The following is a 22,669-nucleotide window of genomic DNA, read 5'->3' on the forward strand; positions in this document are numbered from 1 at the left end:
CTTGACCGCCTCGCGAGTAATATGTCGCCTGGAGAAAATCAAAATACAGATCGCAGCAGGCACCAGCGTCATCATGGTGAGAAAAGTAAAGACAATGGGATCGATACGCCCCAGCATCGCTTTTCCAACAGAGTAATAGGAGCCAAAGAGAAATGTATTGAGCACAAAGGCGATGATCGCCAGCCATTTCAATTTCTTCACAAGGACACCTACCTTATAGTGCAGCTACTATTTTCACCATGAGTAAACATCTATCACTTGAAGTATTTCAATACATGAGATATGCAAAAATCATGGGGTGCATGGGCGTCTCAGATAGCTAGAGCGCAGCCAATCTGAGCAAAGAACTTAACAGGCGTAAGGCGGTAGGAAGCGGTGTACCGTATGATGATGTACGAGAAAGCAGAAACACCCAATGAGCGAACCTGTTCCAGTAATCCGATACGCTTCTCAAGTTCTTATTCACACACCCTGTCAAAAGTATACTTGAGGGCAGGCAAGCAATGGGGCGGATTCGTCTACAAATTGCCTGTGCATGCTAGCGGAGCAAAACTAGAAAGCCATTACAAATTTGGACCTGGTGACCGAGAATCTGTGTCAGCACATCGTCAAAATTTGGGACGCCTGATCATTCTAAGCAACAAAAACATACACACAGGTAGTACTTTGGGAGGGTTAGAGTATACTAATTCACCTCCTCGTAGTATAAAATATTTCTATATAGAAACGCACCAATCAGCGTAAATACTGTATAGCCTACGGGATTTTTGCTGTATTCTTGATCGCAGCTTGCATATCTTATAAACATTGGCATACTGCGATTCAAGGATAGAATAATTTCAACTTGGTTTAAAGAGTATACTGGTATTTTGAGAGGATCGCTGGCTAAAATTTTGGAAATTGCGGCAATTGTGATATTCTTTTGATTAAGTGAGTAGCATGATCACAATCATTATATGGTAGATAATAAGCGAGCAATATAGCACATATATTCCATAAATGATGGGAATTGGAGCAACATCATGGAGATATTTCCTTCGCATACCATTCATGACGTATCCATACAGAAAGAGCCACGCCAGGGTGTTATCTCGCGTGTTCGGAACCGCTTCTTCAAGCAGTCAGAATCATTACAGGCCAGGCAGAAAAGCAGGCCCCTCGGTCTGAATGTTGCGCAACGTACAGATGTTGGGCGCAAGCGCCAGCATAACGAAGATAGTGTGGCATATATTATTCCTAAGGATCAGCAGTTACTGGAACACAAGGGTGCGCTCTTTATCGTGGCGGATGGTATGGGAGGACATGCGGCCGGTGAGGTTGCCAGCGAGATCGCTGTCGATACGGTGTGTACGCTTTATTACCAGGATGCGGATACCGATGTGCCTGCCAGTATCACCAGAGCTATTCAATATGCCAATGCTACTATCTACCAGCGCGCCACGGAAAATGCGCAACACAGCGGCATGGGTACCACCTGTGTGGTGGCCGTCTTACGCGGGGCGACGGCCTATATTGCCAATGTCGGTGATAGCCGTGCTTATTTAGTTCATCGCGGCAGCGTACGACAGATTTCGCAGGATCATTCCTGGGTCGCCGAGCAGGTTCGGATGGGTCAAATGTCCGAGGAAGAGGCTCAACTGCACTCGATGCGCAATATTATTACACGTTCCCTCGGACCTTTCCCGGAGGTGGAGGTGGATGTATTCGTTGAGCCAGTTGAAGAAGGCGATGCCTTGCTACTGTGTAGCGATGGTCTCTGCGGGATGATCACCGATCAGGAAATCACCAGTATCGTGGAACAATTTGGTCCGCAGGAAAGTGTGTATCACCTGGTTGAATATGCCAACGCTCAAGGTGGGATCGACAATATCACAGCCATTGTTGCTCGTGTCTATCAACGCTAAACATAAAAACATCAACACAAGCTACCTGACCATGATAACTGGCTTGTTACTATCGCGCAGGATATTTACTATACATGGTCAGTTTGTGACCAGAAGCAGAACACTACGTCGTGCTCTGCTGTACTTAGAGTTGCGCTAAAAGCTGTTCAGCCTGTTTTACTATTTGTAAATGCTCTGACTTCCTGGCTTCTCCCCGGACCTGCTCAAAGGCCTCTCGTGCCTCTTGCGCTTGACCAAGCAACAAGATGATCTGGCCCAATGCCAGTTCCCCCTTCATACGGATCTCTGCCTCTACCCCCAGACCCAATGCACGCTCGATATCTTGCTGTGCATGTGACAGGAGGAGCGTCCGCTGCTTCTGACCTGGACGTGCCAGCATGGCCTGGGCAATCCGTATATTGCCAAGAGCAACCAGCGCCCGTCCAATACATGGTGCATTCGACACAGAACGAGCCACAAAAAAAGCGGTACGGATACAACGAGTGGCCCCTTGTAGATCGCCACGTGCCTGTAATATACCAGCCAGACCCGAGTTCCATTTGCTCATATACTGCGGATCTTCCAGCAGACTATTCAGCTTTAAGGCACTGTTGTATTGCGCCTCTGCCTCTTCGAGATTGCCGACAGCAGCCCCGAGTTCTCCCAGATTACTATGCACCAGGGATACTAAAGCCAGGTCACCAATTTTCTCTGCCAGGTTCAAGGCGCGTCGCAGCGCGGCATTAGCTTCCTCATACTGGGCCATTTTCAAATGGATAAAGCCAATATTGGTAGAGATATGCGCAATCTGCCGTAATTCGTCTGACTGCTCAAAAAAGGCCAGCGCTTTATTATGATATGCCAGCGCCTGGCTAAGCTGTCCCATATCGACCGCAATCGCGCCCATATGCCGCTGGATGCGTCCAAATAGCTCAGGATCACCTTCGATGATGCGTTGAATCTGAGTTTTGCACATCTTGCGATTAGAGGCAACAGGCAAGATACGTTGCGTCTGATCAGCTTCAAAGAGGGTAGCAGCTTCCTGCGCACTACTCAACGCCTGATCATACAAGCCCTCTGATTGATAGAGATTCCCTCGCGTATAGTAGAGGCGAGCCCAGACAGGGCCACCGGCAATGTTAGCGGCCGATAAAAGCTGCTCGCCTTGATCCAGGCAATCCCAGGCCTGACGGATATTCCCACGATAGCGCCAGGTCCAGCTGATTTGATCCCAGAGCAGGGCTTGAATCAGTGCCTCTTCTTGAGGATCCACAGTTGGTAGCGTATAGCGGCGGCGCAGCTCAAGAATACCAGTAAAAATTTCGCAGACCTGCCCATAATTGCCACCGCTGTTGACCGTACATTCAGCCAGACGCTCCAACAGAGAAATCAAACGCGGAACCGCCTCCGCTTCCAGGTCTGCTTCCAGATAATCAACCACTTTTTGATAATGGGTGGCTGCATCCGCATAAGCCGAAATGATATAGGCACTATTGCCAGCCAGTTCCGCATAGTGAGCAATCTTTTCGGCTTCGGCTCCGGCTTTCTCCAGGTGCATCGTGACGGTAGCCGCCACATCATCTTCGCGACCCTTATTCATATGCAGAATAGCATCGGCAGCCCGGCGATGCAGACGGGCGCGACGCATCGAGGATAAGCCTTCTTCATACAGATAGGTGACCAGCAAAGGATGCCAGAAATGATAGCTGATGCGGGTACCACTCCCCTCATCCGCAAGCACCTGTGCCTCCAGAGCCTCCTCTAATAATGGCAGGATCGTATCATCTTCGTCGATAACTGAACCTGTTTCCAGCATACAAATAATTGGTAGCTCGAATGAGCCTCCCAGCACGGCCGCATGGGCAAGCAATTCACGGCACTTCGGCTTCAGATGCTTCATACGATAGCCAAGGGCCTCTGTAATCGTCAGCGGCAAGTTTGCCGTTTGTGAACGGGCCAGTTCCTCAGCAAAGAAGGGATTGCCGCCCGCATACGTTTGAATATGGGTGACAGTCTCTTCAGACAATGTTGAGAGATTGGTCACCAGGAGCTTGATCTGCTCACGAGACAGTGGTTCGATATCCAGCGTTTTGATGGTGTGTTCGCGTTGCATCTCCAGGATGAGTTTACGCAGCGGATGCGAGACATCCTTGGGAACCTCACTCTCGCGGCAGGTGGCGAAAAACACGATGGGATAGCCTGTCAGCTGACGTGCCAGGTGTCCTAGCAATTCGTAGCTACTCACATCAGCCCACTGAATATCATCCAGGACGATCATCAGGGGTCCATTCTCGCTTGTCTGTTTGAGGAGCTCACTGACCGCGTTATAGAGCGTATATTTGGCCTGTTGAGGCAGGAGGGGATGGGGAGTCGAATCCGCGTCGATACCAGCCGGAAGCAGGTCCAGTAATCCAGGCAAGGTTGAGAGTGCGCGCAAAGACTCCATGCTTAACAGGGATACCACATTAGTGCTTGCGCTCAGGATCTTGCGCAGGGCCTCAATCCAGACGCGATAAGGGACGCCGCTCTCCTGGTTATAGATATGATTCCAGATTACGCTCCAGCCACTTTGCTGGGCCTCGCGTCCTACTTCCTCAGCGAGACGGGTTTTGCCGATACCTGCATCACCCTTCAAGAACAGCAACTGCGGCTGGCGCTGGGTATCTAATGGAATACTGCCTGCGCGACGCGATCCCACCAGCTGCAAGCGTGCGTTCTGCTCAATGTTCTGCAACATTGTCCGCAGAAGCTGCAATTCAGTATCGCGACCAATCAACCGACCGGAATGGATACGTCCAATCGGCTCATGTGGGCCGAGGGAGTGAGGAGATGGCGCAAACCGGAGAAAGGCGACGCATGCTCAGAAGTCTTCCCCTGCTGCGGGGTTGTACTTAAACTCAGCGTGAGGGCAACGTTGTCAGCAGATTTCCATTTGTCAGGCCTTCACCTGAACGCACCACCTGATACAGATTGAGCGTCTCCGGCGCTGGCGTCGCCTTGTAATCACGCGACAACGTATTCTCAAAACGTTGATAGGCCCGCAAAGCTTCACCACGGCGCTTCAGATACATCAACGCAATCATGAGTTGCTGAATTGCCAGCTCATTAGTCGGATCTTTTACCAGCAGACTATTCAGGACATTGATCGCCTGCGAATACTTATCATGCGCCATATGCCAGCTGGAGAGCGTCAGGAGAAGCTCTATCCACTTCCGGCGTAGAGCCTGCCGACGCGTCATAACCCATTCAGCACTGCGCTCTTCAGGCAAAAAATCACCACTATACAGAGCAATGGCCTTTTGGAGCAACTCTTCATACCCTGGTGACTGGCTATCAGTCTGCTCTACCTGCTCTACCAGCTTCTCAAAATCATCCACATCCAGCCAGACACGCTCTTGATCACCCAGAATAAACCAATCACCATCCGTCCAAAAGCGCTCAACTTGATCAGTCTGAGACACCTGTCCAGGCTTGACCGATGCATGTCCCAACACTTTGCGCAACACATTCAGGGTCTTATTCAGGGTATTTCTGGCCGTACTGACATCATCATTAGGCCAGAGGGCCACAATAGCCTGTGATCTGGTCGAACGTCGTCCTGGACAACAGATCAAATAGGCAAGCAAGGCACGAACGGAACGCTGCTGCCAGGCAGCATCATCAATGACATGCCAGCTACGATTTTTTTGCTTGCTACGCGCCTGAGCACGTTCCTCCAGTCGAAACTGGCCCAACGTTGAGATACGCAATACTGTATGCTCTGCCGCCGTTGGCTGCGAGGTAACAGAAGAGAGATTTGAGTCCATAGCACTATCTCCTGCAGTGGTAGATGGTGTTTCCGGATTTGATTGCATATCGGACGGAAGATTTTTGCCAATATAGGTGCGTGTAGTCTGCCCATTCACCGTCTGGTAAGCATACCAGTATGGACCATGTCCAATCCCCTCCCGACATCTTCGACACCGTGGCTTACCACAATACGTCACTTGCTGATGATAAGTGATCCTATTACCATGCTGGGTCATGCCACATGCTCCTCTTTCAGATCCATATCGTTTTTGTATGCCACAAAATCTTTGCCAGAGCAAAAAAATGATACGGTGTTACAGATTGCTGCTACCAGAGCGCATTACGCCTAGACTCTTGAAGGTATCATATTATTTTAAAATCATCAATATTTTCGGGCCCCAATCTTTACGCCATCGTGCGCACTGGCAGCCTTGATCTACAGATTGATATCTATCTTCTTATCCCATAAAACAATTTTACTACTATTTTATTGAAAAATACAAAAAATAGGTACTATTATGACGGACGTAACGCCTTCTACTTTAACAAAAGGAACACATCCACTTCTTTTTTCTTTCTTTTCAACCCCGGACAGATTGTCCGGGTTTGCTTCCTCATGTTATTTCTATGCTAGCTGGAAAGGATGATTATGGCTTCTGGGCAAAACATATATAGACGGGAAATTGCAGATGATATTCATCCCATTCTCTGACAGCGGAAGCCAGGCAAATATCAAAGTACTCGGGAGCATAGTGAAAGTATGTCATAGAGACATCTTTGAAGGATTGCAAAGCAGCCGTCAGGTTTGTCGCCATCAGGGATCCCATGCGGCCTCCCCATTTTCCCACGGGCAAATACACCACCTTTTTATGCAGGTTAATCATACCCGCCCTCTTCAGGAGATCGTCCATTTTACTGCCTGAAAGCATATCATTACGTTGGATAGGAGCCAGTTGCGCCATATTATCCATCATCTGCGCGGTCATTGGCCCCATAGATTTTAATGGCTCACTGCCAGTATCAACCAGTTCAATCCATCCTCCTGGAGTCGTAATCTGCAAGAAATGACTGATAATCACAGGCCACTCTTGAGCAGGCACGGAGCCAAGCACAAAACGTTGATGGATAAAATCGAATGTTCCACGTGAGAACTGTAAGCGTTGCCGGATATCGCCTTTTATCAAACGATAATTCGCGGGCATATCCGGCCGTGGCGCCAACTCTAGATCCAATCCATAGATCTTTGCCTCGGGAAAAACGCGACAGACTTCACAGCCCACAAATTTGTGCCACTGCCGACATCCAGAATCATATGTGGCTTCTGCATCGCCACAATCGGGGCCAGATAATTGCCGCCGAGTGCGGTGCGCAAAATAAAGTGCTGAAAATCCAAACGCTTGATCTCATTCGCATCTTTAGCAAATATATGAGACATATTTGAAGGCCTTACGCTCATGCCATTTTTCTGCACGGACCTCGAAACTGCTTGATCTATAATTGCCTGTTTGCCAGGCCGAAATCCAAACATAAAAGATAAGCCTTTCGTCATAGCACATATATTACTGGTATTTATTGTAAGGATTATAAAGCTTTAGAAGTTGAAAATGCATGTAAATTTCATCAAAAAAGCATTAATATATTCTAAAATTGCAATATAATTTTATCGACATTTTCCTTTTTAATATAAGGCATGGTTCAAATCAATGTGACACTTTGAACAGTAGTGCCAGGCCATAAAAAAGCTTTTTGAGCCTGGCAAGGATGATCTTTGACTTTCCAAACTGTCACATTGTTTCAAGCTCACCATGAACCATGCCTAAGAAGCGATAGTACTTTGTCAAACTTCGTTTGATGGGCTGTGCGCCGCTACGCGGGCGGGAGGGGGGGGAAATACCGGGGGCACAGCCCCCGATCCCCAGTCAAGGGGCTCGCCGCCCCTTGCATCCCCGCCTCCCCATCACATAATGTCTGACAGTCTAATAGTTACGATTGAGTGATCTGCAGAACCGTGGGTAGCAAAAATCCCCGAAGGTTTCTCTTTCTTTCGGGGATTTTGAGGAATAGACGAAATGCTGTTAGAGGCAGGATATCTGGACCGTTCGCTGACGGGGACCATCAAGCTCAACCAGCACTATGCGCTGCCAGATGCCAAGTAACAGGCGACGGTTTGTATAGGGAATAACCAGGGAAGGCCCGATCAGGGAGGAGAGGATATGATCAGGAGCGTGTTCCGGATCATGCGGATGGCGATAGTTGAGATCAGGCAAAATGGCTCTTAAAGCATCCAGAAAATCCAGGTCCGTTCCTGGATCGAGATCAGCTGTCGTAATAGCACAGGTGGTGTGGGCCACAAAGAGCATGCAGAGACCGCTATCATTTTTGCCTTGCTGTACATATTCTTCAACCGTCTCGGTAATATCCTTGATCTCGTCTTTCTTCCTGGTATGAATAGTTAGCGTTTTCATTTGCGTATCGATTGTAAGCCTCCTTTGGATGTGAACATCGTGTGAATTATATAGGGCACACGTTGACGTGTCCAGAAACGCTTCGCCTTTCCGCTCGTCAATGTTTAGCGCTTCTTGCTCAGATGTCCATTGGTTGCAGTGGCTAGTAGTTTGTCATTGTTCAATTGATGGATAAAGGCGTTTGAGTTTGATGCGCGCATCCGCGGTGGTAAAACGCCAGTTGATCGTTACTTTTGCCTGGTTGCGCTCACGTTGCCAGGCATCCACCTGAGCGGCAAGCGCCTCTCTGCTTGGAAAGCGATCGGACAAGCATTGACGCGCTAAAATGGACAGTTCGATCTCGGCCATATTCAGCCAACTCCCATGCTTGGGCGTGTAGTGGATTTCTAGTTTCTCGGTCAATCGGCGGGCCTCGGCTGGTTCAAACGTCTCGTAAAACGAAGAGGGGTATGGGTATTGAGATTGTCCATCACCAACACAATCTTGTCCGCATGGGGATACTGGACGTCAATGATCTCGCGCAAAAAGAGTGCCCAATCCTTTTTCGTGCGCCGCTTACTCACACGCACCTGACAGGTCCCGGTTTCGGGTTCCATCGCCACAAACACGCTGCACACTCCTTTCCGTTCGTACTCATAATCGATGCGTTCGGGTTCACCCGCTTCCATCGGAATCGGCTCGCGGGTATGGGCCAACACCTGTTTACTTCCCTCATCCATGCAGATCTTTGGACGCTTTGGATCATACGGACGCTGGTACACCTCCAGCACATCTTCCATATGATACACAAAATCTGCATTAGCCTCCGGGGGAATACAATACTGGTTCTTTAGCCACGGTTTGAGTTCATTTTTTTTAACGTCACCCACACCGTTTGGTGGCTGATCTGATCGACGTACCCCAACTGCACCAATTTGTCCGCGAGCATGCGCATCGTCCAGCGCTTTTGCCCTCCTTCCGTCTGACTACACGCGAGCGTGACCAACTGCGCTTCCAGTTCCCCATTCATTTTCCGTTTCTCCGGTCGTTCCGGCTGGGGACGCCGCACGAGTGCATCCAGCAGCCCTCCCTCCACAAAGCGTTGACGGACCCGTCCTACGGTTGCCGTTCCCACGCCTAGGGTTTCAGCAATCTGCTGATCTTCCCAACCCGCTCCATGCTCTCCTTGATCGGCTTTCAGTAAAATCCTCGCATGGGTCTGGCTGCGCGCTGAAGCTTTGCCTCCGGTGAGCATACTCTCTAACAGCTTGCGTTGTTCTGCGTCTAACTGGATGCTATACTTCTTCATGGATGCCTCCTTGAGATCGGTTTTTTGATTCGTGACTCAAGGATACTCCTTTTGTTCCCATTTATCAAATCAAGGATGACAGAGTACTAGAGCCGATGCCATCCTCACTCCAACGCAATCCCGATGCGCTACATTATCATGACGTGATTTCGCCAACAACATCCAAGGGAGGCAAGTATGCCAGTCGATTCCCAGACACAGATCATGCTTGATCAGTTGAAGGCTTTTAATTTTTCTTTGACCGGCAATAAGACGCCAGAAGAGGCGCGCGAGTTAGTGCGAACAATGTTGCAGGCATTGTCATACACACCTGAACCAGTGAAACAAAGTGAAAATCGTACCATTCCAGGCCCTGGGGGTGAACTCCCTATCAGGGTCTATACACCAGAGGGCAGTGGTCCTTTTCCAATTGTGCTGTATTTCCATGGTGGTGGTTGGGTGATTGGGGATCTGGATTCCGAGGATGATATTTGCCGCAGTCTAACCAATCATGTGGGATGCGTGGTGGTGTCGGTGGATTATCGGCTGGCTCCTGAGCACAAGTTTCCGGCTGCTCCTGAGGATTGTTATGCAGCCTTACAATGGGTGGCAACCCACACAGACGAGATCCATGGCGATCCTACGCGCATCGCAGTCGCCGGGACCAGTGCAGGAGGCAATCTAGCGGCGGTGGTGGCACAGATGACCCGCGATCGTCAGGGCCCACGTCTTGCGATGCAGGTACTTTATGTACCTGCGACCAATGGCTATATGAATAGTCCGTCGATCGAAGAGAATGCCAATGGCTATATGCTGACAAAAGCCGATATGCACTGGTTTAGCCATCACTATATCAATAGCGAGACAGACAAGAGCAATCCACTGCTCTCCCCTATTCTTGCTGAGTCTCTGGCTGGCCTCGCGCCTGCACTGATCTTTACGGCCGAGTACGATCCTTTGCGCGATGAAGGCGAGCTCTATGGGCAGAAACTCCAGGCTGCTGGCGTCCCGACCACGATCTCACGCCGTTCCGGAGCCATCCACGGTTTCATGGTGCCCACTCAAATGGAACCTGTCCTGGAGCAGTCGGTCGCGGCTCTCACTAAAGCCTTTGCTACAGAATAACATAATTACAGCCAGCTACAGGGAGAGAGCATTGAAATCGCCCTGTAGTTGGCCGCTTATTCCATCAAACGTTGTTACACCCCACTTTTTTCGTATGCAAAAAAACAGCAAGGCTCTCTTAGAGTTGTCCGATTAGTTGAGCCAGGCGTGTGAGTTCACTATCGGGCTCATGTACGGCAACAGGAAGTACGAGCAGTTCGTCGAGGCCACTTGCCAGAAGTTCACTGAAACGCTGGACGATCTCGATATGGCTACCTGAAATAACCAGGCTGCTGATGAGGTCATCGGACATGGTTCCATCGGCCGCGACGGGAAAACCAGCGTCGGCGAACATGTTGGCGTAGAAAGGAAGCTTGCCATAACGACTAATCTGGCTCCGTGTAGCGCTGGTGACGGCTGATCGATCTTCACTCATAGCAACCAGAACATGAGCCACCAGTGGAGGCGGGGTCCGTCCTTGCTCCGCGGCAGCCTGGCGCAGGACTGGCAAACCGGTTTTGAGCAGGTAGGGAATAGGACATAGCCAGGGCAGGGCACCATCGGAGATCTCACCTGCCAGCTTGAAGGCTCCTGCACGCAGTGTGGAAACCAGAATCGGAATCCTGGCTGTCCGTGGCAGGTCTGCAAACACGTTAAAGTAACGCCCTTTATGTTCAATCTTGCCTTGCCAGAGTCCAGCGTGTAAGATCTCTACGTACTCGCGCAAATGCTCCAGTGGCTTTTCCATCTTGAAACCATACATACCTTCCATGGTGGGTCGATGGCTAGGACCGATGCCCAGGCGCAGGCGGCCAGGAGCCAGATCGTGAATTGCTAATGCCTGTGCGGCCATCGTTAGCGGATGCCGCGGATAGGTGGGCACAATCGCGCTCCCCAGGCGAATCGTGCTGGTTTGCATGGCAGCAGCCGCAAAAATGGACAAGGTCTCGGGGGCGAGCGGCATCTGGGTCATCCAGATCTGTCGTACGCCTGCTGCCTCAGCCTCTACAATGGTCTGCACGGCCCTGGAGGCGACTGCGCCGTTGACAACCAGGCCAACGCGCTCACGTGCTGGACCACCTGTAATTGCCTGAATGGCTGGAGTCGGCTCTACAGTTTTGTCTTGCATAGATTATCTACCTCATACACACCAGATCGTTGTTGACGAGCCGGCGCATCTTACATCTACTTCAACTTGTATCATTATATAGTTATATGCCACAAAGAAGCAAAGGCTAATAACGTGCCGCAGTCATGTGGTTGGCCTTACGAAACAGCTCAAAGTATTGATCGCCTCTAACGATACTATAGTCAGAACCCAGGTGGTCAGCCACATATTTCATGTCGGTTGGGGTAAGATTCCAGGAAATTGCCAGGGCAGAAATGAAGAGCGGGACTTTCCGGTTCCAGTTTGCGGCGCTTTGACGGATGGCACGCAACATCTGTACACGCTCGGTAGCGGTGACCTGGGTGGAGACTGGCAGATTGCCTGCAGAGACAATAGCCTGACTAAATGTGTTCCACCAATTGAGAAGGATACCGCTGGCGTGTAATTTCTGGCTATAGGCCTGCGAAACCGCTCGAGGCAGCGTATATTGGTTATCGAGAATAAAGATGACGTGCATGCCAGTGCGCGTTAAGTAGGTATTGGTGCGCTGCAAAAAGCGGTTTAAATTGTCTGCCGACCAGCAAGATGGATAATAATAACCTGATCCAGAGGGGCTAGAGATCAGGTCATCGTCAGGGGTGGCAGTCCGTTGATAATGGCTCAAAATTGAAGGAGCAGCATCCAGCAAAATGGGATTGAGTGACCAATTGAGTGGAACGTGACCGCGCTGTGGATCTTCCCATAGTTTGCGCATAGTGTGTTGGGTATATTGCAGATTGTCTCCTTCACTCATAGTCATAGTGAGGTAAATTTTGTTCTTAAGCGGTGGAGCCGGCCTGCTCTTCTGCACATATGTCCGCGTTTTAATCCCTGAAAAAACGGTGAGATTGGAGAAGTAGTCAGCCGCCAGCGTGTAGACGCCATAACTGGAAGTCAGGCGCACGCCTCGATATTCTTTGTCGTACCAGCCTAGATAGGGTGTGCCCGGTTCGACATCTGCGAGTATCTGCCTGAACAGGGCTACCTCAATCGGATTCAACAAGGAGTACCAGAAGACCATAGCACGGTTGGCTACGACATAGTCGCGCAGGTAGCCATAGGTGGTGACATGACCAACAAGCTTACTGGGTGTGGTCGGGAGGAGTCCGACCAGCATACGATGTGAGACACGCGGCCACAGATGCTGAACCTGCCAGACGTTGGCCTCGGTATCATTGGCAAATTTTCCCCGCAGGTCGGTCAATACTGGCAGATTATAGGGGTCCGCAGTTAAACGCCGTGCCAGTGATGGACTGACCACCAGACCGTCATCCAGTCCGGCCATGGTCGTGGCAACATTTACAGTATTCATAATCCTGGAATCATAGATGATCACCCCACGGGCCGCATAAATGTATTTATCCACTACTTCCCAGGGATCGCTATGCATCTGATAGGGAACATGTAAATTCTGCAGCCAGGTCTCGGTTCCCTCTGCTGGCAGACCTTCCAGCAGGTAGATCTGGGGCCGTGAACGATTGACCAGTCCCTGTAATGTTGCCAGCAACAAGCACAGATCTCCAGGCGTATCATTAACTTCTGCCACGTCCAGCGACTGTGGACTGGCGAACGTTGGCAAAGCCTGTCCTTGCGGCCACCGCATTCCCCCACTGCTATCTCCTGGTATTATCGCCCTGGCCATCGCATGGCGCAGCACTGGCGATAATGTAGCCCGGTCTAAAGAAGGAACAGAACATCCAGCAAAATCGATTAAGACAATGCCAAGGCAAAAGAGGATTCGTGCCAGGCGTAATATGGGCGTTGTAAATTTTCTCCACATCGGTATACTCCTCATCACTGCGACGTAACGTCCATTGCACCGGTAGTCCCGTCTCTCGCCTTCAGATCGATCCTGTCCCTCTTGCCAAAAATGGAAATATATCAATGAGGCACTGGGGTACAACATACCTTCTCGCCTTTGTCTGCCCTCAGGCACACCATTAACAAGCAAGCAATATAGGAAACCTGAATAGTCCAGTCACCGGTATAAAGTAGAGTATAAAGTATTTTAAACCCATCAATACAAATTCACACCCTCTCTGCCAACAAGATAATCCAATTGCTCCGCTTTTTCAGCTTACCAAAAAACTCATAAAAACTCAGGTTTTAGCAACTAAAATACAAAAATTCACGCATAAAACAGGTAGTACTCCAGGGCTTTTTCATTTCTCCCAGAGTTCACGGGAAGATTACTAGTAAGCGCTGAGATGGACAGTAAAAAGCCCTGAGTACTCTTCATAATACTTGACGTGACTAGATTAAGCTGCTAGAATTCTTGCTAAGTCTATCAAAGGAAGAAAATATAGTGAAAAGCGTCTGGACCCTTATCTTCGCAGACAAATATCCTGCATAAGCGATCACGCCAGGCTTATGTAGGAGTAAATACAGGCAAGCAATCTATGCACTAAATTACCTTATTGTAACAGGTAATTGAATTAGCCATTTCTCCTCTTTTTTTCAGCGGCGTGTATCGCCGGACATCTCGCACGCACGAGGTGATCCTGGGATAACGTTTGTGCGGGTCTCTATGCCCATTTTTTCGCCGCTGCTCCCACTTCACGCGCGTCTGTCCTCTTCACATCCATGGCCCCGTCATGTCTCCCCAAATATCGGTACTATACATAGAAGCGCAGGTTTTATCATGGAATCAAATATTCTGTTAGATGACAAACGACGTTTACGGTTGGCTCGCATTGCGGTAAGCAGTTTTTTCTTTATCAACGGCATCCAGACGGCAACCTGGCCAGCACGTATTCCAGCGATCCAAGCCCACTTATTCTTGCCACCAGGACAACTAGGACTGGCATTACTGGGAGGTCCGATTGGGGCACTGATCGCGATGAATATCACTGGTCGCTTGTCCCGCTCTGTTGGCAGCAGGGGCGTTCTCATAACAGCGGCGCTCTGTATGTGCAGCGAATTGCCCTTGCTGGCTTACGCACCCAACTTACCTTTGCTTTTCCTGGGCTCACATTCTCCGGAGCAGCCAATGGCGCGATGGAGGTCACTATGAGCCTGCAGGGGACCTCTCTTGAGCAAATCTATCAGCGCCCCCTACTCAACTCGTGCCAGGCCTATTTTAGTATCGGTAGTTTTATTGCTGCGATCCTCGGTAGTCTCCTGGCTGCCTATAATATCAGTCCGCAACTACACTTTTCCATCATTGCTTTAATCACTGACCTGATCATCCTATTCAGTGCCCGCTTCCTTTTACCACCCGTATCTATAGGAAAGACACGTCTACAGCAAGCAGCAAAAGGCACATTAGCATTTCATCTATCACCTGCCTTACTCCTCTTAGGCTTGCTTGCCTTCTGTACCCTTTTCAGTGTAGGTGCAATGTTTGACTGGAGTGTCCTTTATCTCTCCAGTATCGTCCACGCCGGAGCAGGGGTGGCCGCGTCAGGTTTTGCGCTCTTCTCGCTCTCGATGGCTCTTGGCCGCAGTTTTGGCGATTATCTCACCACACGCATTGGGAGCCCCAGGCTGATACTCCTGGCAAGTTTGACCGCGGCCGCTGGATTGAGTCTGGCGCTCGCCATAGCCTGGACCCCGATCGTGCTCTTCGGCCTGACGCTGATCGGGCTCGGTCTCTCAGTATTATCGCCACTCGCTCTGAGTGCAGCTGGACGCATCGCCAACGAGAATAGAGAGAATACGCTTGTTGCTATTACCACCTGGGGCTATAGTGGCGTTTTTGTAGGCCCACCTACCATTGGTTTCATCGCCGACCATCTTGGACTCCGCCTCGCGCTCGTTCTCGTGGTCCTCCTGTGTCTCGTAGCCGCCTTATGCTCGCGCTATGAACCAGCATAATCGTGTAGGACAATGGCTGCTTAAATAGATGCGGCAGGTGGTAATGTCCGAAAAGTGCTAGCATTGTGGTCATAGTTTGAGTATGATTGTGCTATGGAAACACGACATCTCATCAGCGATTTTGATCTGTGCTATCGGGCCATTTGCAGCCGCGATGCACGCTTCGATGGACAGTTTTTTACGGCGGTTACGACCACGGGGATCTATTGCCGGCCGATCTGTCCGGCGCGCACTCCCTTTGCGGAACATGTGCGCTTCTATTCGTGTGCCGCCGCCGCCGAAGCTGCAGGTTTTCGAGCTTGCCGCCGCTGTCATCCAGAGGTGAGTCCAGGTTCACCTGAATGGAATGTGCGCGCTGGTCTGGTTGCGCGGGCGTTGCGTTTGATTGCCGACGGAATCGTAGATAGTGAGGGTGTGAGCGGATTGGCCACGCGTCTGGCCGTCAGTGAACGCCATCTGCATCGTGAGCTGGTGGCCGAGGTAGGAGCCGGACCACTAGCGATCGCTCGCTCTCGCCGCACCCAGACAGCCCGCTTGCTGATCGATCAAACGCAGCTCTCACTGACCACCATCGCTTTTACAGCCGGTTTCAGTAGTATTCGCCAGTTCAATGTCTCAATGCAGGCGGCCTTTGGCTGCCCACCCTCAAATTTTCGGCGTAATGGCCAATCAGAACAACAGGGCGAGGGTAAACTACATTTACGCTTGCAGTATCGTCCACCATTTGATAGCGATCACCTGCTTTCTTATTTTGCAAAGCGGGCTATTCCAGGCGTCGAGGAAGTAGCAGGCAACCTGTATCGACGAACCGTGACGCTTCCACACTCACATGGCATCATCGAAATGGAACCATTGAAGCAGGCAAATGCCATTCAGCTACGCTTACAGCTAACTAACCTGGATGACCTGAATCTCGTCGTGCAACGTGCACGTCAACTCTTTGATCTGGATGCGGTTCCTGGAGCCATTAAAGAGGTCCTGGCCAGAGATCCGTTACTGGCACCGCTCATCACTACTCGCCCTGGGCTGCGTGTGCCAGGAGCCGTCAATGGCTTTGAGCTGGCTGTGCGAGCAATTTTAGGCCAGCAGGTTTCGGTAGCAGGCGCACGTACCCTCGCAGGACGACTGGTGACCGCTCTGGGGACGCCCCTTGAGCAGCCACAGGGCTCCCTGACCCATTTGTTTCCCCCACCCGAAGTTATCGCTCAGGCTAATCTACAAGGACTTGGACTAACCACCGGTCGCATCAAGGCTCTCCAGGCCCTGGTACACGCGGTCACTGAAGAAGGCCTGATACTTGACCGCACCGCCGATCGTGAACAGACCACTACCCACTTACAGCAGCTTCCAGGTATAGGACCCTGGACCACATCCTATATTGCTATGCGTGCCCTGGGTGATCCCAACGCCTTCCCGGCCGCCGACCTCGGTCTGCGCCGCGCCCTGGAAAAACATGAAATTCCCGCTGACCTCAAAAATATCGAAAAGCGTGCCGAAGCCTGGCGCCCCTGGCGCGCCTATGCCACCCACCACCTGTGGGCCAGCCTCGCGCAACCAGAGTCACAATTGAAACCCTCAATCCCAACAATTACCGTTCCACCCTCAGCCATCCCTCAGGAACGAGTTATAGAAGTTATCAATGGAAGATAAAGACGTATCTTCCATATATCCGAAGAATAGACGCGTTGTCCAGGCATTGATGGGCTCCTGGTATTGGATGCCCATCAATGCTACTATTAATTCTTACCAGCGTAGGTGGCAATCCACCAGATGTTCCCGAAGGTATCCCGCACACCAGCACCGCGCTCATGATAGGGTTTATCTTCGGGCTTGCTCAGCGAGGTTGCACCAGCCTGAATAGCACGCTGATAGGCAGCATCTACATCGGATACATAAACATAGGTAGAGGCCCGCGTGGCTGCAGTGAAATCCTTACCGATCTCTAGTACCACAACCGAGTCACCAATCTGCACCTCAACGTGCACTCCGTTCTCACCTGTAGACGCACGCTCTAATTCCTCTGCTCCAAAGACATTCTTCACGAAATCCAGCAGATCCAGCTTCCCATAAAGATATGGACGGACCGTGCCCATTCCATGGCGCATAGCGATATTTGTGTTTGTCATAGTATGTACAATCCTTTCAGTAGCATAATCATTGCCAACAAAAAAACGGATCAACAGGAGCAAAAGGACGCTGCCTGCTTCCGAAGCGACTCTTTAGCAATAATCCTTTCTGGAAAAAGCCACTCATCTATGAATGTACTTGGTTGGAGATACGGCTGTCTTGTAAAAATTACACCTGCTCAAGCAGTGGAACATGGTTATGGAACTGGCTACGTCCGGCTAGATAAGCTCCCGGCGCGAGCCCGGCAAAGTTCTGGAAATCATGGATCAAGTGAGACTGATCGAAATAGCCCCAGTCCAGCGCTATTTGAGTCCAGTTAAGCTCGTCAGCGGAGTTTGCAATGGAACGTAGAAGCTGTTGAAAGCGTTGGATACGACAGAATTGCTTGGGGGCGAGTCCAGTGGCATCACGAAAGACCTGGATAAAATGCTTCTGGCTGATACCGAGTTGTCCGACAATTCTAGCGATGCTGGTGCTACCTGGATTTCGCTGGAATTGTGTGAGTGCAAAGGGAACAGAGGGGTGAGGACTATATGCTACGTTGAGGCGCAGACACAACGCATGCTCAAGAATAGCAAAGCGTTCCTCCACTTCTATCGCTGTCTGCAATTGTTCGTAAAGTTTGTGGGCAGTCTCCCCCCAGATATCTTCGAGAGCTATGACCTGATTGCACAACTCAGAAGCTGACAATGATAAAAATGGTAGTGCCCCACCAGATTTAAATTGCACTCCCATAACGGTAATCATACAACTGGTAGCAATAAAGGTCGGTATAGCATGAGCGCCTCTGACAATTGCGCCAGGATAGCTTCGGAGCCGGTTAGGCGCATACAGATCAGCAACCTGAATCTGGTCGGCATGCAGATTAATAATCAGTTCGATTAAACCATCTGGCAGGCGACGTTCCAGCATATGGGTAGGTGGCTCACCTGCATACATCCAGAAATTTTCGATAAACGCTGCCAGTGGTAGGGCAGGTACGGCATGATGATGAATGAACACGATCTGGCTCCTCTCCCCCACTAGCCCTCATACGTAAGCTATACAGTTCTTATAAAGGATATCCCAGCCGCACCTTGATCTCCATCAGATGCTCCCACTCGTGTTCCAGCATGCGACGCATCACTTTGCTGGCGGTCTTGATCTGCTGGCCATGCTGAGTTTGCTCGCTACGCTCCGACTCAGTCAGCGCACGGATCTTTTCATTCTCACGCGTCCGCACATACTCCATCCACGCCAGAAACTCATCTCGTGATTTCCGCTCAACCGAACCGGGTCCAGCCATACCTTCGAGCTTGCCAAACCCTCGGATATACGAATACTCGGCATTAAAGACATGCTCCAGGATGGCGCGGATCGTCCGCCCCCTGGCTGGCTTCTCCTGCCACTGTTCATCACTCAAACTCTGCACCATAGCCAGCATCTCCTGGCGTATCCACTGCGAGAGTTGTAGACATTCTTCCCGACGCTCTATAGTCAATGGCTCCAGATCCCCTGGCAACAGCAACGCTGGATCTCCATTACCCAGCCAGGAGCCCTCAGTAATATGCTGGGCTACCTCCAACTGGATCTCAGCATCTATCACCTCTCCATGGTGCTGCAACAGCCGTAGATATTCTCGGATAATATCCGGTGTCCGCGCCATCGCCTCTTCAGTTGTCGGACCAGTCACCACACAACCTGGCAATTCCAATACATGTACCATCGTCTTCTTACGCTGCGGACCAGACTCTAAATAGAGATGATAAAGCACCAGCCACTCCTCTAGTTTCGAACAAAATTACCATACACTCCTGTTCCAGATGGTACAGATAATGACAGCACATGTCAAACTAATATAAGAAATTCACCAGGCGGATACGAATGTACCATACAAGAGTTCAACCGTCAAAGCAGGTATTACATTCGCTGGTATCATCGTCAAAATATATCGCTTTCTGGCCTGGCCATTAGCGATCAAAAATAAAGGTCCCCATAACTAATGAAAGTTACAGGGACCCACTTCTGGCTTGTGACTTATTTCTCTTGCGCCACCGGCTCTAGCACGATGGGCTGGATCGGTTTGAGATTGGCTTCAATCTCGCGCCGATAGGGCTCCAGGAAAGGCGGCAGGGCCAGCAATTCACCGAGATGCTCAGGATCTTCATCGCCGGTAAAGCCTGGTCCGTCGGTTGAGATTTCGAACAGGACACCATTGGGCTCGCGGAAGTAGATGGCATGGAAGTAGTAGCGCTCGATGACCGGGGTGACGTTGCGGACGACCCGGGCCAGCTTTTCGCGCCACTGCTCATGCTCTTCGTTATCCGGTGTACGGAAGGCCACATGATGAACTCCACCAATACCAGGACTACCAAAACGCAGGTCGGGACGCACATCCAGATGTACTTCAGTACCAGGACCACCAGGACCGACTTCAAAAACTTCAACAGTATAGCCTGGCTCGGCTTGATAGCTATAGGTTGGTCGAAACCCCATGGTCTCTGTCAGCAGTTTCGCCGTTGGAACACTATCCCGCACCAGCATGCGCACACCGTACAGGCCATGGATCCCCATTTCATCGGGCACAGGACTCTTCTGCCACGGCTTACCGCCCATGCGACCTTCGTCATCCACCAGTTCTAAACGCTGGCCCTCTGGATCTCGGAAAGCCAGGAACGATTTTGGCTGACTCTCGCTGCGCACCTGGATGCCATCGTGTTTGACCTGGAATTGGTCGAAGCGTTTCACCCACCACTCCAAAGCCTCACGTCCGGTCACACCCAGCATAATCGCGGAAATCGTACCCACACCTGGACGATTAGGTCCCGACTGCGGCCAGTCAAAAAAGGTGAGTTCAGTGCCGGGATGGCCAATCTCGTCGCCATAGAACAGGTGATAGGCCGAAACATCGTCCTGGTTGACGGTCTTCTTGACCAGGCGCAAGCCTAAAACCTGGGTGTAGAATGCGACGTTTTGTGAAACATTGCCAGTAATTGCACTGAGATGGTGCAGTCCACCTAATTGCATGATTGTTCTCCCTTGAGAATATGTCTTGACGTATCTATCGAAATTGAGTTTACAACTAAACTTACTGTGTAAAAAAAAGGAAGCACTACTCTAATGAATGATCCAGTTTGCGCAGGAGTCCCAATAACGTTGATATTTCCGCCGTTGATAGGCCATGAAACTTTGTCGCTATCATGTCTTCCTGAGCTGGAACCACGCGCTCATAGAGTTCCTGACCCTTCTCAGTCAGGCTCAAACTATTACTGCGCCGTTCCTGACAACGCTGTAGCCAGCCCATTTTCTCCATACGATCCAGCAGCTGTGAAATGTTACCTTTTGTAACCAGCAAGCGATCTGCCAGCTCTTGCTGCGTAATCCCCTTGGCCGCCCCCACATGCGCCAGCACATCAAACTGGGCCGTACTCAATCCCCATGTGCGCAGATGCACATCCGACATGCGATCAATCTTCTGAAAAACCCGGAAGATCCGCAACCACGCTAGCACCGACGATCGAGCCATCTAGATCACTTCCTTTCTCATTTCATATTCATAGTTTAGCACTAAACCATAACTATGTCAAGTCCGATTACAATCAATGAATCTGATTACCATCTACAAATTAGCTGCTTTAGCCTCTTGCGAAACTAATGATATTAGTTTATAATCTATATATATTAGTTTTGATATTAAACTTATTCATCTAACAAGGATGTTGCTCTCATGAAAATACATACTAACAGCCAGCACCTTTTCCAGTTAACCTGTTTTGGAGCCATGAATTGTTATCTTGTCCGTGAAGAAGATGGCTTTACGTTGATTGATACGACGATTGGTGGACAGGCCCAGCCGATTATTCAGGCCGCCCGAAAATTGGGTCAACCAATCGTACGTATTGTACTGACGCACGCCCATGCGGACCATGTGGGATCGCTGGATGAGCTTCATACGGCACTGCCAGAAGCTGAGGTGATGATCAGTGAGCGCGATGCGCGCTTCCTCAAGGGTGATAAGAGCCTGGATCCTACGGAGCCACAGGACACTTTGCGCGGCGGTTATCCAGTTTGTACAACCACACCAACACGCCTGCTCCATGAAGGTGACCGCATCGGCTCCCTTGAGGTGATTGCGACCGCTGGACATACTCCCGGCCACATGGCATTTCTGGATCATCGCGATCGTGCCATTATCGTTGGAGATGCCTTCCAGACTCTCGGCGGCATTGCAGTCGCTGGGAAGTTCCAGCCACTCTTTCCACTTCCAGCTATGGCAACATGGCATAAAGGCTTGAGCCTGAATAGTGCCCGCAAACTACTAAACCTTCAACCTTCCTTGCTGGCAGTCGGGCATGGTCGTATGATAAGCCAACCACAAGCAAAAATGCAACGCGCTATCCAGACTATGGAACGAGTGCTGGCAAAAGAAAAAGTGAAATAGGTTATGTCACCAAGAGCAGGATTGGATCGAACAAGCATCACAGACGCAGCACTTCAACTGGTCGATACAGAGGGGATTGAAGCACTTTCGCTGGGCAAACTTGCCCGGCGCCTGGGAGTGCGAACTCCCTCCCTGTATAACCATGTTGATGGATTATCAGGACTCAAGCATGATCTCGCTGCTTATTGCTTGCGCGAGGTATTAGAACGTACAGCACGCTCAACTATCGGAAAAGCAGGTGCGGATGCTATCGTGGCCTTTGCCAACGCCTACCTGTCCTATGCGCGAGAAACTCCTGCTCGCTACACCCTGACACTGGCCCCCGATCCCGATAACCAGGAGGTACAGAAACTGGCTACGCAACTGGTAGAGATCGTCCAGGCAATCCTCGCGCACTATCACCTCGACTATCAAGACGAAATCCATGCGATTCGTAGCCTGCGTAGCCTCATTCACGGCTTTATCTCACTACAGCAAGCCTCCGGTTTCCGCATGGCAGTCGATCCACAAGCCAGTTTCAATTGGATGCTCAATCTGTTTATTTCAGGGCTTGAAAAGACGTAGGCCAGATTTATACCACCTCATTCACTACCACCTGACAAAACAGTATAGCTTGCATTTTTATCTGTCTATGCTTATTCTTGCTTTCTC

20 protein-coding genes and 1 pseudogene are annotated in these 22,669 nt (G+C 50.4%); 7 read left to right on the forward strand and 14 right to left on the reverse strand.

Going from position 1 to position 22,669, the window contains the following annotated elements; translation table 11 throughout:
• A partial coding sequence (locus KDW_RS30765) for a hypothetical protein (protein WP_151759708.1) occupies nt 1–201 on the reverse strand: 201 nt, incomplete at its 3' end.
• A gap of 821 nt (nt 202–1,022) precedes the next feature.
• Between KDW_RS30765 and KDW_RS30770 the strand changes: the two genes are divergently transcribed.
• The gene (locus KDW_RS30770; protein WP_151757407.1) at nt 1,023–1,904 is read left to right on the forward strand and encodes a Stp1/IreP family PP2C-type Ser/Thr phosphatase; all 882 of its coding nucleotides are present in this window, start codon (nt 1,023–1,025) and stop codon (nt 1,902–1,904) included.
• Nucleotides 1,905–2,028: 124 nt separating this feature from the next.
• Here KDW_RS30770 and KDW_RS30775 read toward each other — a convergent pair whose 3' ends face one another.
• The 6 genes and pseudogenes from KDW_RS30775 to KDW_RS35530 form a co-directional block, all read right to left on the reverse strand.
• Nucleotides 2,029–4,620 carry an ATP-binding protein gene (locus KDW_RS30775; protein ID WP_151759709.1) on the reverse strand — a complete coding sequence of 864 codons (2,592 nt, stop codon included), beginning with the start codon at nt 4,618–4,620 and terminating at the stop codon, nt 2,029–2,031.
• Between the two features lie 160 nt (nt 4,621–4,780).
• Nucleotides 4,781–5,908 (reverse strand): AfsR/SARP family transcriptional regulator, encoded by a 1,128-nt coding sequence (locus tag KDW_RS30780; RefSeq protein WP_151759710.1) that lies wholly within the window; start codon nt 5,906–5,908, stop codon nt 4,781–4,783.
• A gap of 411 nt (nt 5,909–6,319) precedes the next feature.
• Nucleotides 6,320–6,904 carry a methyltransferase domain-containing protein gene (locus KDW_RS30785; protein WP_151759711.1) on the reverse strand — a complete coding sequence of 195 codons (585 nt, stop codon included), beginning with the start codon at nt 6,902–6,904 and terminating at the stop codon, nt 6,320–6,322.
• On the reverse strand, nt 6,895–7,107 hold the full coding sequence (locus tag KDW_RS30790) for a hypothetical protein (RefSeq protein WP_151759712.1): 213 nt from the start codon (nt 7,105–7,107) through the stop codon (nt 6,895–6,897). Before KDW_RS30790 ends, KDW_RS30785 begins: the two co-directional genes overlap by 10 nt.
• Nucleotides 7,108–7,747: 640 nt before the next feature.
• On the reverse strand, nt 7,748–8,137 hold the full coding sequence (locus KDW_RS30795; protein WP_151757410.1) for a secondary thiamine-phosphate synthase enzyme YjbQ: 390 nt from the start codon (nt 8,135–8,137) through the stop codon (nt 7,748–7,750).
• Between the two features lie 153 nt (nt 8,138–8,290).
• A pseudogene (locus KDW_RS35530) lies at nt 8,291–9,425 on the reverse strand (IS630 family transposase).
• Between the two features lie 177 nt (nt 9,426–9,602).
• Here KDW_RS35530 and lipP1 point away from each other — a divergent pair.
• Nucleotides 9,603–10,529, forward strand: a complete 927-nt coding sequence (gene lipP1, locus KDW_RS30805; protein WP_151759713.1) for a LipP1 family hormone-sensitive lipase — start codon at nt 9,603–9,605, stop codon at nt 10,527–10,529.
• Nucleotides 10,530–10,647: 118 nt separating this feature from the next.
• On the opposite strand, the gene KDW_RS30810 is transcribed toward lipP1, so the two are convergent.
• Both KDW_RS30810 and KDW_RS30815 read right to left on the reverse strand, forming a co-directional pair.
• Nucleotides 10,648–11,637 (reverse strand): LLM class flavin-dependent oxidoreductase, encoded by a 990-nt coding sequence (locus tag KDW_RS30810; RefSeq protein WP_151759714.1) that lies wholly within the window; start codon nt 11,635–11,637, stop codon nt 10,648–10,650.
• 106 nt (nt 11,638–11,743) lie between these two features.
• A complete protein-coding gene (locus tag KDW_RS30815; RefSeq protein WP_162005778.1) occupies nt 11,744–13,435 on the reverse strand; it encodes a GxGYxYP domain-containing protein in 1,692 nt (563 codons plus the stop codon).
• An 861-nt stretch (nt 13,436–14,296) separates the two neighbouring features.
• Between KDW_RS30815 and KDW_RS30820 the strand changes: the two genes are divergently transcribed.
• The 3 genes from KDW_RS30820 (at nt 14,297) to KDW_RS30830 (ending at nt 17,121) form a co-directional block, all read left to right on the forward strand.
• On the forward strand, nt 14,297–14,668 hold the full coding sequence (locus tag KDW_RS30820) for an MFS transporter (RefSeq protein WP_151759716.1): 372 nt from the start codon (nt 14,297–14,299) through the stop codon (nt 14,666–14,668).
• The gene (locus KDW_RS30825; RefSeq protein WP_162005779.1) at nt 14,665–15,471 is read left to right on the forward strand and encodes an MFS transporter; all 807 of its coding nucleotides are present in this window, start codon (nt 14,665–14,667) and stop codon (nt 15,469–15,471) included. Before KDW_RS30820 ends, KDW_RS30825 begins: the two co-directional genes overlap by 4 nt.
• A gap of 93 nt (nt 15,472–15,564) precedes the next feature.
• Nucleotides 15,565–17,121, forward strand: coding sequence for a DNA-3-methyladenine glycosylase 2 (locus KDW_RS30830; protein WP_151759718.1), 1,557 nt, complete (start codon nt 15,565–15,567; stop codon nt 17,119–17,121).
• A gap of 86 nt (nt 17,122–17,207) precedes the next feature.
• Here the strand turns inward: KDW_RS30830 and KDW_RS30835 are convergent, their stop codons facing one another.
• From KDW_RS30835 to KDW_RS30855, 5 genes are all read right to left on the reverse strand, one after another.
• Nucleotides 17,208–17,597: a VOC family protein gene (locus KDW_RS30835; RefSeq protein ID WP_151759719.1), complete on the reverse strand. Its 390-nt coding sequence runs from the start codon at nt 17,595–17,597 to the stop codon at nt 17,208–17,210.
• A 169-nt stretch (nt 17,598–17,766) separates the two neighbouring features.
• Nucleotides 17,767–18,600, reverse strand: a complete 834-nt coding sequence (locus KDW_RS30840; RefSeq protein WP_151759720.1) for an AraC family transcriptional regulator — start codon at nt 18,598–18,600, stop codon at nt 17,767–17,769.
• Between the two features lie 49 nt (nt 18,601–18,649).
• Entirely contained in the window at nt 18,650–19,351 is a 702-nt protein-coding gene (locus KDW_RS30845) for a type II toxin-antitoxin system HicB family antitoxin (protein WP_151759721.1), read from the reverse strand.
• 263 nt (nt 19,352–19,614) lie between these two features.
• The gene (locus KDW_RS30850; protein ID WP_151759722.1) at nt 19,615–20,604 is read right to left on the reverse strand and encodes a ring-cleaving dioxygenase; all 990 of its coding nucleotides are present in this window, start codon (nt 20,602–20,604) and stop codon (nt 19,615–19,617) included.
• Between the two features lie 85 nt (nt 20,605–20,689).
• Nucleotides 20,690–21,103 carry a MarR family winged helix-turn-helix transcriptional regulator gene (locus KDW_RS30855; RefSeq protein WP_151759723.1) on the reverse strand — a complete coding sequence of 138 codons (414 nt, stop codon included), beginning with the start codon at nt 21,101–21,103 and terminating at the stop codon, nt 20,690–20,692.
• Nucleotides 21,104–21,304: 201 nt separating this feature from the next.
• Here KDW_RS30855 and KDW_RS30860 point away from each other — a divergent pair, with 201 nt between their 5' ends.
• Together KDW_RS30860 and KDW_RS30865 are read left to right on the forward strand one after the other, a co-directional pair.
• Nucleotides 21,305–22,018 (forward strand): MBL fold metallo-hydrolase, encoded by a 714-nt coding sequence (locus tag KDW_RS30860; RefSeq protein ID WP_151759724.1) that lies wholly within the window; start codon nt 21,305–21,307, stop codon nt 22,016–22,018.
• A 3-nt stretch (nt 22,019–22,021) separates the two neighbouring features.
• Nucleotides 22,022–22,582: a TetR/AcrR family transcriptional regulator gene (locus tag KDW_RS30865; RefSeq protein WP_151759725.1), complete on the forward strand. Its 561-nt coding sequence runs from the start codon at nt 22,022–22,024 to the stop codon at nt 22,580–22,582.
• The last annotated feature ends 87 nt before the right edge of the window (nt 22,583–22,669 follow it).

Origin of the sequence: Dictyobacter vulcani (assembly GCF_008974265.1) — a bacterium.
GTDB lineage: Bacteria > Chloroflexota > Ktedonobacteria > Ktedonobacterales > Ktedonobacteraceae > Dictyobacter > Dictyobacter vulcani.

What these genes read in the sequence shown, in the direction of transcription:
- KDW_RS30860 (WP_151759724.1), top strand. Translation starts at nt 21,305, where the DNA reads ATGAAAATACATACTAACAGCCAGCACCTTTTCCAGTTAACCTGTTTT.
- KDW_RS30810 (WP_151759714.1), bottom strand. Translation starts at nt 11,637, where the DNA reads ATGCAAGACAAAACTGTAGAGCCGACTCCAGCCATTCAGGCAATTACA.
- KDW_RS30815 (WP_162005778.1), bottom strand. Translation starts at nt 13,435, where the DNA reads ATGTGGAGAAAATTTACAACGCCCATATTACGCCTGGCACGAATCCTC.
- KDW_RS30820 (WP_151759716.1), top strand. Translation starts at nt 14,297, where the DNA reads ATGGAATCAAATATTCTGTTAGATGACAAACGACGTTTACGGTTGGCT.
- KDW_RS30780 (WP_151759710.1), bottom strand. Translation starts at nt 5,908, where the DNA reads ATGACCCAGCATGGTAATAGGATCACTTATCATCAGCAAGTGACGTAT.
- KDW_RS30790 (WP_151759712.1), bottom strand. Translation starts at nt 7,107, where the DNA reads ATGTCTCATATATTTGCTAAAGATGCGAATGAGATCAAGCGTTTGGAT.
- KDW_RS30775 (WP_151759709.1), bottom strand. Translation starts at nt 4,620, where the DNA reads ATGTTGCAGAACATTGAGCAGAACGCACGCTTGCAGCTGGTGGGATCG.
- KDW_RS30835 (WP_151759719.1), bottom strand. Translation starts at nt 17,597, where the DNA reads ATGACAAACACAAATATCGCTATGCGCCATGGAATGGGCACGGTCCGT.
- KDW_RS30770 (WP_151757407.1), top strand. Translation starts at nt 1,023, where the DNA reads ATGGAGATATTTCCTTCGCATACCATTCATGACGTATCCATACAGAAA.
- KDW_RS30825 (WP_162005779.1), top strand. Translation starts at nt 14,665, where the DNA reads ATGAGCCTGCAGGGGACCTCTCTTGAGCAAATCTATCAGCGCCCCCTA.
- KDW_RS30830 (WP_151759718.1), top strand. Translation starts at nt 15,565, where the DNA reads ATGGAAACACGACATCTCATCAGCGATTTTGATCTGTGCTATCGGGCC.
- KDW_RS30855 (WP_151759723.1), bottom strand. Translation starts at nt 21,103, where the DNA reads ATGGCTCGATCGTCGGTGCTAGCGTGGTTGCGGATCTTCCGGGTTTTT.
- KDW_RS30795 (WP_151757410.1), bottom strand. Translation starts at nt 8,137, where the DNA reads ATGAAAACGCTAACTATTCATACCAGGAAGAAAGACGAGATCAAGGAT.
- KDW_RS30865 (WP_151759725.1), top strand. Translation starts at nt 22,022, where the DNA reads ATGTCACCAAGAGCAGGATTGGATCGAACAAGCATCACAGACGCAGCA.
- KDW_RS30850 (WP_151759722.1), bottom strand. Translation starts at nt 20,604, where the DNA reads ATGCAATTAGGTGGACTGCACCATCTCAGTGCAATTACTGGCAATGTT.
- lipP1 (WP_151759713.1), top strand. Translation starts at nt 9,603, where the DNA reads ATGCCAGTCGATTCCCAGACACAGATCATGCTTGATCAGTTGAAGGCT.